The organism is Rahnella ecdela (assembly GCF_019049625.1).
GTDB lineage: Bacteria > Pseudomonadota > Gammaproteobacteria > Enterobacterales > Enterobacteriaceae > Rahnella > Rahnella ecdela.
The window spans coordinates 15478-28533 of record NZ_JAFMOY010000128.1 but is presented as its reverse complement, the minus strand read 5'-3'; the positions used below and the strand labels follow the sequence as shown (position 1 = coordinate 28533).

Here is a 13056-nt window from a genome sequence, read left to right as displayed (position 1 = left end):
TTTGATCCATTGACCAGATGAATTTGATGCTTCAATATTAATTATACAGTTAATTAATTACAAGTCAGGATGTCATCATGACGACAATAAATTCGGCACAGAGCGATGTGACGGAACAGAAGCCTTCGATAAAGCTGCTATTCTCCGCGCTGATGCTGGTGATGCTGCTGGCCGCACTTGACCAGACGATAGTGTCAACCGCGCTGCCGACCATCGTCAGTGAACTCGGCGGGCTTGATCAGCTTTCATGGGTTGTGACCTCTTATCTGCTGGCTTCCACGATAGTGGTGCCGCTGTACGGTAAGTTTGGTGACCTGCTCGGGCGCAAAATCGTGCTGCAAACGGCGATTGTCGTGTTCCTTATCGGTTCGGTATTGTGCGGACTGGCGCAAAACATGACCCAATTAATCCTGATGCGCGCGCTGCAGGGGCTGGGCGGCGGCGGGCTGATGGTGGTCAGCATGGCAGCGGTCGGCGATGTCATTCCGCCGTCAGAACGCGGGAAATACCAGGGCCTGTTCGGCGGCGTATTTGGTCTGGCGACAGTCATCGGGCCGCTGATCGGCGGTTTTCTGGTTGAACATATTTCCTGGCGCTGGATTTTCTATATCAACCTGCCGCTGGGTATTTTTGCCCTGCTGGTTATCGGCGTGGCGCTGAAATCGCAAAGCGCGCGTATCCGCCATGAAATCGATTTTCTCGGCGCGGGGTATCTCGCGGCGGCACTGACCTGCATCATTTTGTTCACCAGCGAAGGCGGCACGGTGTATCAGTGGTCCGATCCGCAGCTGTGGTGCATTCTGGCCTTCGGACTGGTGACGCTGGGCGGCTTTATTTATGAAGAGACACTGGCGGCAGAGCCGATCATTCCGCTGGGCCTGTTCCGCGACCGCACCTTCCTGCTCAGTTGCGCGATAAGTTTCATCATCGGGATGTCGCTGATGGGCTCGATGACTTTCCTGCCGCTGTATTTGCAGGTAGTGAAAGGTTCGTCGCCGTCGCAAGCGGGGATGCAATTGCTGCCGCTGATGGGGGCGTTGCTGGTCAGTTCGATTATCAGCGGGCGTCTGATCAGCCGCATCGGTCGTTATCGCATCTTCCCGATTATCGGGACGTTGCTGAGTTTCGCCGGCATGGTGCTGCTGGGCTTTCTGAAAGTCAGTACGCCGGTGCATATGTTGTATCTCTATATCGGCGTACTCGGTTTCGGTCTGGGGATGGTGATGCAGGTGCTGGTGCTGGCGGTGCAAAACTCGGTTTCGATGAAACAGATGGGCGTGGCGACGTCCGGCGTCACCTTGTTCCGCTCGATTGGCGGTTCCATCGGTGTGGCGATGTTTGGCGCGATTTTCACTCACGTTCTGCGTGATCAGCTGATAGCGCGGATCCCCGAAGGCACAGTCCTTCCGCGTTCGATGGGCGCGCAGGCCGTGCAGGAACTCCCGGCCGCCATCCGCGATGATTATTTGCAGTCTTTCGGTTCTGCGCTGCACTCGGTGTATCTGATTGCCGCATGCGTGATGGTGCTGGCGTTTGTCCTTTCACTGCTGCAAAAAGATGCGGTGCTGAAGAAATAGTGACTGGTTTAAATTTCTTTTTGCGGCGATGAGTTGATTACTCATGCCGCAGAAAGAATACTCAATAATCTCCGCAGTTATCTCAGTTCTGATATTTATAAAATACCTTCCTTTCTTTTTCCTGTTATTATTCATTGTTAGTAAACTATTTATTTAATGAATGTTTTATCACAACCGGCTCGCTGTGAAATATAATTCACGGTGCGTGAATTCATAACAATAAGGATATTGAAATTCCTTCATCATTAAGCAGGAACGTCGGTTATTTTGGCGAGAACTTATTCCTCAGAGGAGCCTATGTACGATGGGAACATTGAAAGCTTTTTCTTTTATTACCTTGTTCTCAGTATGCGCTCATGCAGAAGGCCATAAGCTGCACCCTGGTATTCGCTCATTTCAGGGAGAAAAATTTGAGATAGAACTGAAAGCGCGTTGTCCTGAAAGCAGTGTAACATGTAACGACGTGAGCTATGACGCCATAAGCAAGAAGACAGGAGAGAAGCTTCATCTGACTGGCAGACTTTTATCTATCCCGACGAAGGATCACCAATGGTATGAGTTCGAAAATGGGAAATATTTGTATATGTTGACGGCTGATTATTCACCTTCGGCAAAATCTACAGAGTGGTGGGTGTTGAATGTGACGTGTAACGGTGAATTTATAGCAAGTGATGAAGGAAGTATGTATTGATATCCGTCGGGTTAAAAAGGAATTTAAAATTAGTGAAAAAATCAACGCCAGCAATCTTTATATTATTATTTAGCATGAATTGTTATGCGAATACCTACAGACTTCATCCCGGGTTACCTGATTTCGAAGGTCAGCATTTTGATATCGATTTAAAATTCAATTGTCCTGAAGGCGAAATGACATGTGATGATGTGGATTACGATGGAATTAATAAAAAAACGGGGGCAAGACTGCGTCTGAAAGGTCGTGTAATGTTCAATTCTCATAACTACAATTTCCAGGGGTATATATTTGATAACGGTGGTTATAGTTACGTTCTGAATCCTGATTATTCTAAGGGGAATGTATCAGAAGAGGTATGGAATTTAAAAGTTTTTTATAAAAATAAAGTTATTGCTACTGATCAAGGTGTTATGCATTAATTTTAGAATTATTTGTAAATGCCATTGGTGCTATTTACTCCCTTAATAACTCTCGAGCATTATCTGTAATCTAATTTTATTTTATAGATAAGCCAAATATTTATTTGGCTTATCTATCAGCGAAAAGAATACTAATTTCTGGGGCGAACGGTAGAAATACTCTACTCTTATAGGTTCTGTCAGATTCTACGAACCAGAACATCAAAGCAGGACAGCTTTGACGATGAACAACTTAAGAGGTGCGCCATGCTGTTTCGCCGTTTCGAGCGAATGATCGACATCTTCCGTGAGGCACCGGCTGCTGAGCCGCCGGATCAGGTTCTGCCTTTCTATCTTTATTATCTGCGCCAGGTCTGGCCGAGTTTCGCAATTTTACTGGTGGTGGGGCTGATCGGTGCGCTGATTGAAGTCTCGCTGTTCAGCTATCTCAGCCAGATTATCGACTTGACCAAAGACACACCGCCGGGCAGTTTTTTCACCGACCATATGGGCGAGCTTTTGTGGATGGCGGCGGTGGCGATGATCCTGCGGCCGGTATTTATCGGGCTGCATGATTTGCTGGTTCACCAGACTATCAGTCCCGGCATGACCAGCATGATCCGCTGGCAGAATCATAAATATGTCCTCAAACAGAGCCTGAACTTTTTCCAGAGTGATTTCGCCGGACGTATTGCCCAGCGCATTATGCAGACCGGTAACTCGCTGCGCGATTCTGCGGTGCAGGCGGTCGACGCCATCTGGCACGTGGTGATTTACGCCGCCAGTGCGCTGTTCCTGTTTGCCGAAGCGGACTGGCGGCTGATGATCCCGCTGATTATCTGGATATTTGGTTATGGCGTGTGCCTGCGTTATTTCGTGCCGCGCGTGAAACAACGCTCGGTGCAGTCGTCGGAAGCGCGTTCAAAACTGATGGGCTGCATCGTCGATGGTTATACCAATATCACCACGCTGAAACTGTTCGCGCATACCGATCTCGAGCAGAAATATGCCCGCGAAGCCATCACTGAACAGACGGAGAAAACCCAGCTGGCCGGGCGTCTGGTTACCGGAATGGACGTGTCGATCACCACGCTGAACGGGCTGCTGATTGTCAGCACTACCGGTCTGGCTCTGTGGCTGTGGACGCAATCGCTGATTAGCGTCGGGGCTATCGCGCTGGCGACCGGTCTGGTGATTCGTATCGTGAATATGTCTGGCTGGATCATGTGGGTGGTCAACGGTATTTTCGAAAATATCGGTATGGTGCAGGATGGCCTGCACACGATCGCGAAGCCGCTGAGCGTCACCGATAAACCGCAAGCGAAAGCGCTGAAAGTGGATCAGGGGGCGATCCACTTGGATCACATCCAGTTTAATTACGGCAAAGAGAATTCCGGGGAAGGCGGAAGGGTGATCCCCAATCTGGATCTGGCCATCCGTCCCGGCGAGAAGATCGGCCTGATCGGGCCTTCCGGCGCAGGGAAGTCCACGCTGGTGAATTTGCTGCTGCGTCTGTATGACATCGACAGCGGTCGCATTCTGATTGATCAGCAAAATATTGCCGACGTCACGCAGGAAAGCCTGCGCGCGCAAATCGGCATGATCACCCAGGACACCTCGCTGCTGCACCGTTCCATCCGCGATAATCTGCTGTACGGCAGGCCGGGCGCGACGGAGGAGGAGTTGCAGCTGGCAATCCGTCAGGCGCGTGCCGATGAATTCATACCGCAACTGTATGATTCGCTGGGCAGAACCGGGCTGGACGCCCATGTCGGCGAACGCGGCGTGAAGCTTTCCGGCGGTCAGCGTCAGCGTATTGCTATTGCGCGCGTGTTACTGAAAAACGCGCCAATTCTGATTATGGATGAAGCCACGTCAGCGCTGGATTCTGAGGTGGAAGCGGCGATTCAGGAAAGTCTCGAGACGCTGATGGGCGGTAAAACGGTGATTGCCATCGCGCACCGCTTATCGACGATTGCCAAAATGGACCGTCTGGTGGTGCTGGAAAAAGGGCAGATTGTCGAGACGGGTAATCACGCCGAACTGCTGGCGCACGGCGGACTTTACGCACGCCTGTGGCAGCATCAGACCGGCGGATTTGTCGGCATGGATTAAAGCCTGTACTTATCAGACGTCGTGCCGGTAGGGCAGCACTTCGCGGGCTTCTTCCGCCCAGCGCTGCACGCCGGCACGTTCTTCCACTAAAAAATCTTCCACCGCATCGCGTAAACCCGGATGGCGTAAATAGTGCCAGGAGTCGGTGATCACCGGCTCAAAGCCGCGCAGCAATTTGTGTTCGCCCTGTGCGCCGGCATCAAACCGTTTCAGTCCGCTGGCAATCGCGTATTCCATTCCCTGATAGAAACAGGTTTCGAAATGCAGCCGGTCGAATTCTGCCAGACAGCCCCAGTAGCGTCCGTAAAACGTATCGCCGCTGATTAAACTGAACGCCATCGCCACATCACGCCCATTTTGCTGCGCGAATACCACGCGGATTGCTTGCGGCATACGTTCTGCCAGCAGGCTGAAGAACGCGCGGGTCAGATAAGGCGACTGGCCGCGGATATGATAGGTGTTGCTGTAGCAGGCATAGACGAAATCCCATTGCGCTTCAGTCACCTGTGCGCCTTCCCGCCAGATAAATTCGATGCCCTGCGACGCCACCTGTTCGCGCTCTTTACGAAACTGTTTGCGCTTACGCGACGTGAGTGCGTCGAGGTAATCCTGAAAATCGCGATAGTCACGATTTTGCCAGTGATACTGCAAACCCTGCCGGTGTTGCCAGACGGGTTCTGCCCCGATTATCCGGTTAGCGCGCTCGTCGGTAAAATTGATATGCGCGCCGGTCAGGCCGTTTTCTTCAAGATAATCCGGTATCGCCTTTAACAGATGGGTGGCAGCAGACTCATCGCCCAGCAGCCGTGCGCCGGTCACCGGACTGAATGGCACTGCGCCGAGCCACTTCGGATAATAAGCGATGCCAGAACGCTGGCAGGCATCCGCCCAGCCCTGATCAAACACATATTCACCATAAGAATGGCGTTTGCGGTAGCCGGGAATGGCGGCGCAGATTTCGCCGTTTTCCTGCCAGAGAAGATGTTGTGGACGCCAGCCAGAATTTGGCCCCAGGCTGCCACTGTCTTCCAGGGCGGATAAAAATGCATAGCTGAGGAAAGGCTGTTGCGCAGGCACCAGCGCATCCCACTGTGCGGCAGGACAATCGGCCAGACGGTTCAACGTGATAACAGGCATGAATTATTCTCGCTATGGCATTGAAGGAGAAAACGGTTAAGTGTCGTTCAGGTGGGGAAATATTGTCGGCTTAAAGGTGCGGATGAAATGATAAATTTAGTTAAATTGCCGGTTTATAATGCGGAACCGATTTAGACCTGTTTCGCATTAAATACCGGCACGACATCATGCCGGTATTTCTTATCAGCTGGCCCTGACTTCAGGATTATCTGACAGTGAAATAAAGGTGCTGCTTTTGGAATCGAAGGCTTCAATTGAACCCGATTCAATATCATATACCCAGCCGTGCAGGGTAATTTCACCTTTTGCCAGCGCCACTGCCACACAAGGGTGGGTGCGCAAATTGCTCAGCTGCGCGACCACGTTCTGATGCACCATACCGTTAACACGCGCTTCAGGCGATTCGTGTTCGAAGGATTCATTGATGGCTTTCGCCGCATCAGAATAACGCAGCCAGTGTGCGACCGCAGGCATGTGATCCAGACAGGTGCAGTTAGCGATTGCGCTCATTGCGCCGCAGTTTGAGTGTCCGCAGACCACGATATCTTTTACGCCCAGCGCCATCACCGCGTACTCGACCGTGGCAGAAACGCCGCCCGGTTCCGGCCCGAAGGGCGGCACAATGTTACCGGCATTACGGATAACAAACAGTTCGCCCGGTTCACGCTGCGTGACTAATTCCGGTACTAAACGGCTGTCAGAACAGGAGATAAAAAGTGTCTTAGGATTTTGGTTTAATGCGAGCTTTTTGAAGAGCTTAGAGCGTTGGGGGAACGCTTCTTTCTGGAATCTGAGGAAACCTTCAATTACGTCTTTCATAGGGGAATTCCATGTATTTCAATGCCAGTGAGTCTGCCACGAAAAAAAAAGCAGATCAATCAGACGCAATATCATCACTATTTACAGGGAAATAATCTGAAGCAAAATAATATAATTTTACCGGCTAGAAGAATTTCACATTCTGTTTTTTTAATGCCATACCTTTATCTCAGCATTATCCGTCCCCATATTTCCTCTACCCCCTGAGTGAAGGAGTCTGTATGACAATCGAATACGCTATTTTCGGTGGCGGCTGTTTCTGGTGTACAGAAGCGGTGTTCAAAGACGTCATCGGCGTGGAGTCGGTGGAAAGTGTTTATACCGGCGGGCGTCGACCGAATCCAAATTATGAACAGGTTTGCACCGGTACGACCGGCCATGCGGAAGCCATCCGTGTCGGTTTCGATCCGGATAAACTGACCTACGGCGATCTGCTGGATATCCACTTTGTTACACACGATCCGACCCAGCTTAACCGACAGGGCAACGACGTCGGTACACAATACCGTTCGGCGATTTTCCCGGCTAACGAACAGCAAAAGGCGGATGCGGAAGCGGCAATTCTTCGCGCGCAGCACGATCACAGCGACCCGATAGTCACCAGCATCGAACCGCTGGGTGAAGTGTATGTGGCCGAAGGCTATCATCAGAACTACTGGGATGGCGCAGGGCAGCAAAACCGTTACTGCATGGCAGTGATCCCACCGAAATTACAAAAACTGCGCAAGAGTTTTGCGCAGCGCACGAAATCTTTACAAGGATAGTTCGGGCAGGTGTGATTGAGTTAATTATAATCAGGGTAAAGTCATTTTTTACCCTGTTTTGTTTTTTCCAGAACAATTTTTTTCTAAATTTTTCTATAAAGCGTCCCCTTATTAACTTAACCACCTGAATTAAAAGAAACTGTTTAGTAGTTTAGTAGAACTTAAATCATTATTAAGAAACTGTACGTTTACAGGCCGCAATTAAAGAAACGATAATGCCGCGTTTTAATTGGATAAACTTACAGGAACGTATAAATAATGAATGGTTTAAAATTAGCAGCATTTTCTATAGCAACTTTAATTATATTAACAGGTTGCGTAAATAAAACCGATCCTACAAAAAATAACACCCCGATTGCGCAAAGAGAAGGTGTGACATGTATTAATGAGTTCAAAGCGTTGCAGCGCCTTTCTCCCAATGATTTTGCCATCTACCAGGCACAGTTTACGCAACTGACTAATGCATACGATGTTTACAGGAAAAATGACGGAGCAATTAATAAAGACTCCGAGGAAATTCTTAATATTGAATTGCAATCAAAATTAAAGATGATCTGTGCACGCGTGAAAGGTGCCGTATTTAAAAATATGGACCAGCGCTCCCAGGAAATTAATAAAATATGATGAACAAAATAATATCTGTTTTTTTTATTTTCTTGCTGACCGCATTTCAGGGAGCCCGGGCTGATAATTTAGAGTTGCTGGATATGCTTAAGCAGGAACATCTGATCCCGTCCTCTGAACAACCGGTGGTCCAAGAGGAAATCAAAACCTCGCCTGCGCTGACTGAGCAACCAAAAAATATTGAAGCGCCGAAAGTAGCAACAAAGACGTCTTCACCGGTTAAAAAGTTGCCAAAGAAAGCCAAGGTAAAACACAAAAAATCTGGTGAGCGAATACATACAACCATCAGTGTGCAGCCAAAATCGATGCCTACTACTCTGGGGGCAGATCTCGTCGTAACGGGTCAGGAACTCCCAAAATCCGATTTTGAGACTCCTCAGGCCGGCAACACTTTACAGGAACCTGCGAAAACGGAGACGGCTTCCTCTGAGTCTGCTGTCACGCCAGTGACAGGGAAAGCAGATCGGAAGCCAGTTGCACCCGTCACCCAAAAAGCGCATCAGGTGAAAAAAAGTCACAAGAAGTCAGACCATAAAAAACCGACTGCGAAAAAAGAGCGAGCTGTGGTGCAGGCGAAGGTGAAAGATCAGGAAGTAAAATCTGTGGAGAAATCCGCGGAGACGACGCCGCCCGAAGTGAAAAACATTGTTCAAAACTGAAGGCACAAATTGTTTGCGTATAAGCCAGAACCCCTGTTCTGGCTTTTTTGTCTGTGACGGCAACGCAATACCCGTCTTATTGACGACGATTCATTTCTGCCGATTATTCTTCCGGTAACACACCCCCTTTTGCCCAATGTGATTTTGGTATTTCAGTGATCACCACATCCACACTTTCCGGCTTACATTTGAGCGTTTCTACCGCCAGGCGGGTGACTTCACGGGCAAAGTCGCGTTTCTGCTCAGCAGTGCGGCCTGGCAGCATTTCCAAACGGATCATCGGCATAGTAAATCCTTAGTCATTAAGCCCTCACGGCGGGGGCAAAAACCATTCTACGTATGGAGGGTAAAGAATAAAGACGTACTGCGCTTAATGAATTGAAAAGAAAAGTTAAAGATCCGGGTCATGGCGGCGGAAAAAAACTAAAGCCAGAACCTGCGTTCTGGCTTTTTGATGCCTCAGAAACCGTAGCGGATGGCGTCTTTGCTACGGCTGGCATGACTTACTGGTGAGTAATTTTAGTCAGGAATGCCAGCAAATCGTCGTTCAGCTGATCCTGATGCGTGACGGCAAAACCGTGCGGGGCGCCTTCGTACACTTTCAGCTCTGCGCCTTTGATCATCTCAGCCGCCAGTTTGCCGGTGGCTTCAAACGGTACAATCTGATCCGCACTGCCGTGAATTACCAGCGTCGGCACGGTGATTTTCGCCATATCCGGGCGGAAATCCGTTTCAGAGAAGGCGGTAACACAATCGACCGTGCCTTTCAGCGACGCCATCAGCGCGATGTTCAGTGTCTGCGTCATCACGCCGTCAGAAACGGTCATACCCTGATTGGTGCCATAGAACGGGGTAGCGAAATCACTGATGAACTGTGCGCGGTCTTTCAGCAAACCGGCTTTAATGCTGTCAAAGGCGGCTTTATCCACGCCCTGCGGATGATCGTCAGTTTTGATAAACAGCGGTGTGACCGCGCCGAGCAATACCAGGCTGGTGACGCGTTCTGTGCCGTAACGGCTGATGTAGCGGGTGACATCGCCGCCGCCCATTGAAAAGCCGACCAGCGTGACGTCGTGCAGGTCAAGATGTTCAAGCAGATCGTTGATATCAGAAGCGAACGTATCGTAGTTATACCCTTCCCACGGCTGTTCTGAGCGCCCAAAACCCCGGCGGTCGAAGGCGATAGCACGGTAACCGCGTTCGGCGAGGAAATTCATCTGGCTGTCCCACATGTCGGCATCCAGCGGCCAGCCGTGACTGAATAACACCGGTTTACCTTTGCCCCAGTCTTTAAAATAAATTTGAGTGCCGTCTTGTGTATTGAATGTGCTCATTTTTATATTTCCTCAGCGGTTAATTTGCAGGTTTTAAACGGGTTGTGCGTTGTGTTGCAAACAACATTAGGCGTGGCAGGTAAATATTGATAATGGGTTATTTTTGACAAGTCGTTAAAATTTTTTGGTGTTTCTATCGGTATGAAAGTAATGAGGTTTTACGACAGTTTATAGAGAAGGATGTCTGTCAAAAAAATCTGAACAAGTTGCCAAATTCTTTCCGCTATCCGCTTTTGAAGTCCTAACCTATTGTTAATTCCAGCAGCACAACAACACAACGTTAAATAAAACACACAACCCAACAATGCACTCTGAGAGGAAATGAAAATGTCTAAATTCGATCTGCTTGACCCACAGAACTCCACCCTGATTTTCATCGACCACCAGCCACAGATGTCATTCGGCGTTGCGAATATCGATCGCCAGCAGCTTAAAAATAATACTGTCGCCCTCGCTAAAGCAGGCAAAGTTTTTAACGTGCCGGTGATTTACACCTCGGTCGAAACGGAAAGCTTCAGCGGCTATATCTGGCCGGAATTACTGGCGGTGCATCCGGATGTGAAGCCGATTGAACGTACCTCCATGAACTCCTGGGAAGACGCCGCATTCGTAAAAGCGGTGGAAGCGACCGGGCGTAAAAAACTGATTATCTCCGCACTGTGGACCGAAGTGTGTCTGACTTTCCCGGCCCTGATGGCGATGAAAGAAGGCTATGAAGTGTATGTGGTGACCGACACATCCGGTGGCACCAGTGTGGATGCCCACGAACGTTCCATCGACCGTATGGTGCAGGCCGGTGCGGTGCCGGTAACCTGGCAGCAAGTTCTGCTGGAATACCAGCGCGACTGGTCACGCAAAGAGACGTACGACGATGTGATGAATCTGGTGCGTGAACACAGCGGTGCGTACGGTATGGGCGTCGATTATGCCTACACCATGGTGCATAAAGCCCCGCAGCGTAAAGCGTAATACCTCTGGTATTAATAATCGATAAGCCGGAACCGTGCCCAGGCAGGTTCCGGCAGGAGAGACATCATGCGTCATGCCCCTGTTTCCAGCCTGTCGGCACCTGTTATTCCTTTCGCGGCTATCCGCTGGGTGGCTTTACTGGCCTTATGTGCTGCCTATTTGCAGGGTGGTTTCGTCAAACTTTTCGATTTTCCCGGTGCGATTGCCGAGATGCAGCATTTCGGTTTATCCCCCGCCGCACCCATGGCTGCTGCGGTCATTGTGCTGGAACTGGGCGCTTCCGCGCTGATCCTTTCCGGTCGTTTGCGCTGGGCAGGTGCGCTGGCTCTGGCGCTGTTTACTTTCAGCGCTAATTTTATGGCGAATGCTTACTGGCAGGTTTCCGGCCACGAACGCGCCATGATGATGAACGGTTTCTTCGAGCACATCGGCCTGGCTGGCGCCTTTATTTATGTCGCGTGGGATGACCTGAAGGGGAGAAAATAAAGGTCAGATGTATCACTGTTTTCAGTACGGCAGTCGCAGTTAAAAGCCGCATTTAGCGGCTTTTTGTTTTTCATTTCTGGCTGTACACCGCGGCAATACCTTCAAAATTCTGCAAATTCTCGCGCCACCACATGGCAGCGTTGCCGGTGGCATTTTCGTTCCAGGCCATAAACGCCTGATCACGGCGGGTTTCGGTATCGAGACGGCGTTCCACCAGCGCACCGCTTTCAAGGTGCGGCGCAGCCAGATAACGCGGCAGATAGCCGCAACCCAGCCCGGCAATTTGCGCATGAACTTTGGCATTAAAGTCATGAACGCTGAGCATTTTCTGCTCATCGAGTACCCGTAAATCAGCGCCTGTACTGTGACGGGACGTGTCGTGAACCACCACCGCACGATACTGACGGATTTGCTCGCGCACCAGCGGTTCCGGCATCGAGGCGAGAGGGTGATGCGGTGCAACGGCAAACACATATTCCAGCCAGCCGATGGGGCGGTATTCAATGCCGCTGCGCGTGAGCGGTTCCTGCACGGCGCCAAATACAATGTCAGCTTCGCCATAACTCAGCGCTTCCCAGCAACCGGCGAGCACGTCGTGACGGAATAATAACTGGGTATGCTGATGCTCTGCGTAAAAGCGGTCGATCAGCGGCGCAAGCAGCGCGAACGGCACGGAAGCATCAACGCTGATGGTCAGTTTGCTTTCCCAGCCGCTTTCGACGTACTGCGCCTGTTGCTCCAGCTCGCTGACGGCGCGTAGCAGTACGCGGCCTTTATCCAGCATCAGTCGACCGGTAGGGGTGAATGTGGCGCGATGACCGGAGCGGTCCAGGAGTTTGATGTTCAGGTCACTTTCCATTTTCTGCACGGTATAACTCAGTGCTGAAGCGGTTTTAAACAGTCTGGCGGCCGCTGCGGCAAAGGTGCCGTGTCTGTCCAGCGCATCCAGGATCAGCAGCGCTTCAAGGCTTAATCGCATTATTTTCCCCACCCCAAAAATTGTTTAACAACTACCCAAAATATTTCCGTTATCAATAGCCGTGCCGATTTCGTATCGTTTATGAATATAACGCAACATTCAGTTAACCAGAACACCGGTTAATCAGAAGGAACATCCTGTGACTTATCCTCATCAACCTGACCACATTACCCTGGTGATGACCCACGGCGTACAGCGGGATAAGCTGGCGGAATACGATTTATGGCTGGAAAACCTGATGGTCGATGCCGCAAGGTTTACCGGTTATCAGAGTGTTAAAATGCTGCGGCCAGTTCATGGCGAAACCATTTACACGCTGCTGGTGCGCTTCGATAACATTGATAATTTGTATCAGTGGATACAATCTGATCAGCGTGAAATCCGTGAGGCGACCTTAGCCAACTTACTGAGCGGGCAGGAATATATTGAGATGCGCACGCAGGCATAATTTCCCATCGCCCTAAATTTACACAAAGTTTGTCCTGTAAAGGTTGAAGGCTG

Annotated in this window: 15 protein-coding genes; 10 read left to right on the top strand and 5 right to left on the bottom strand. The window is 50.2% G+C overall.

What is annotated here, in order from left to right; genetic code table 11:
• Positions 1 to 77 precede the first annotated feature (77 nt).
• The 4 genes from J1784_RS14915 (at position 78) to J1784_RS14900 (ending at position 4784) form a co-directional block, all read left to right on the top strand.
• Positions 78 to 1577: an MDR family MFS transporter gene (locus tag J1784_RS14915; RefSeq protein WP_217149886.1), complete on the top strand. Its 1500-nt coding sequence runs from the start codon at positions 78 to 80 to the stop codon at positions 1575 to 1577.
• A gap of 304 nt (positions 1578 to 1881) precedes the next feature.
• Positions 1882 to 2268 (top strand): hypothetical protein, encoded by a 387-nt coding sequence (locus J1784_RS14910; RefSeq protein ID WP_217149885.1) that lies wholly within the window; start codon positions 1882 to 1884, stop codon positions 2266 to 2268.
• 32 nt (positions 2269 to 2300) lie between these two features.
• Positions 2301 to 2690 (top strand): hypothetical protein, encoded by a 390-nt coding sequence (locus J1784_RS14905; RefSeq protein WP_217149884.1) that lies wholly within the window; start codon positions 2301 to 2303, stop codon positions 2688 to 2690.
• Positions 2691 to 2936: 246 nt separating this feature from the next.
• Complete coding sequence (locus J1784_RS14900; protein ID WP_217149883.1) at positions 2937 to 4784, top strand: ABC transporter ATP-binding protein; 1848 nt, start codon at positions 2937 to 2939, stop codon at positions 4782 to 4784.
• Positions 4785 to 4796: 12 nt separating this feature from the next.
• Here the strand turns inward: J1784_RS14900 and J1784_RS14895 are convergent, their stop codons facing one another.
• On the bottom strand, positions 4797 to 5921 hold the full coding sequence (locus J1784_RS14895) for a GNAT family N-acetyltransferase (RefSeq protein ID WP_217149882.1): 1125 nt from the start codon (positions 5919 to 5921) through the stop codon (positions 4797 to 4799).
• Between the two features lie 183 nt (positions 5922 to 6104).
• Entirely contained in the window at positions 6105 to 6740 is a 636-nt protein-coding gene (locus tag J1784_RS14890) for a carbonic anhydrase (RefSeq protein WP_120507768.1), read from the bottom strand.
• Between the two features lie 221 nt (positions 6741 to 6961).
• On the opposite strand from J1784_RS14890, the gene msrA reads away from it, so the two are divergent.
• The 3 genes from msrA to J1784_RS14875 all read left to right on the top strand — a co-directional run bounded on the left by msrA (position 6962) and on the right by J1784_RS14875 (position 8787).
• Positions 6962 to 7504, top strand: a complete 543-nt coding sequence (gene msrA / locus J1784_RS14885; RefSeq protein ID WP_217149881.1) for a peptide-methionine (S)-S-oxide reductase MsrA — start codon at positions 6962 to 6964, stop codon at positions 7502 to 7504.
• 258 nt (positions 7505 to 7762) lie between these two features.
• Positions 7763 to 8128, top strand: a complete 366-nt coding sequence (locus J1784_RS14880) for a hypothetical protein (RefSeq protein WP_217149880.1) — start codon at positions 7763 to 7765, stop codon at positions 8126 to 8128.
• A complete protein-coding gene (locus tag J1784_RS14875) occupies positions 8125 to 8787 on the top strand; it encodes a hypothetical protein (protein WP_217149879.1) in 663 nt (220 codons plus the stop codon). Before J1784_RS14880 ends, J1784_RS14875 begins: the two co-directional genes overlap by 4 nt.
• 103 nt (positions 8788 to 8890) lie before the next feature.
• Here J1784_RS14875 and J1784_RS14870 read toward each other — a convergent pair whose 3' ends face one another.
• Together J1784_RS14870 and J1784_RS14865 are read right to left on the bottom strand one after the other, a co-directional pair.
• Complete coding sequence (locus J1784_RS14870; protein WP_120132848.1) at positions 8891 to 9073, bottom strand: 4-oxalocrotonate tautomerase; 183 nt, start codon at positions 9071 to 9073, stop codon at positions 8891 to 8893.
• A 217-nt stretch (positions 9074 to 9290) separates the two neighbouring features.
• The gene (locus tag J1784_RS14865) at positions 9291 to 10121 is read right to left on the bottom strand and encodes an alpha/beta fold hydrolase (RefSeq protein ID WP_217149878.1); all 831 of its coding nucleotides are present in this window, start codon (positions 10119 to 10121) and stop codon (positions 9291 to 9293) included.
• A gap of 327 nt (positions 10122 to 10448) precedes the next feature.
• Here J1784_RS14865 and J1784_RS14860 point away from each other — a divergent pair, with 327 nt between their 5' ends.
• On the top strand, positions 10449 to 11090 hold the full coding sequence (locus J1784_RS14860; RefSeq protein ID WP_120507765.1) for a hydrolase: 642 nt from the start codon (positions 10449 to 10451) through the stop codon (positions 11088 to 11090).
• Positions 11091 to 11156: 66 nt separating this feature from the next.
• Positions 11157 to 11576 (top strand): DoxX family protein, encoded by a 420-nt coding sequence (locus tag J1784_RS14855; protein ID WP_217149877.1) that lies wholly within the window; start codon positions 11157 to 11159, stop codon positions 11574 to 11576.
• A 70-nt stretch (positions 11577 to 11646) separates the two neighbouring features.
• On the opposite strand, the gene J1784_RS14850 is transcribed toward J1784_RS14855, so the two are convergent.
• The gene (locus J1784_RS14850) at positions 11647 to 12555 is read right to left on the bottom strand and encodes a LysR family transcriptional regulator (RefSeq protein WP_217149876.1); all 909 of its coding nucleotides are present in this window, start codon (positions 12553 to 12555) and stop codon (positions 11647 to 11649) included.
• Between the two features lie 139 nt (positions 12556 to 12694).
• On the opposite strand from J1784_RS14850, the gene J1784_RS14845 reads away from it, so the two are divergent.
• A complete protein-coding gene (locus J1784_RS14845; protein WP_217149875.1) occupies positions 12695 to 13003 on the top strand; it encodes a putative antibiotic biosynthesis monooxygenase in 309 nt (102 codons plus the stop codon).
• The last annotated feature ends 53 nt before the right edge of the window (positions 13004 to 13056 follow it).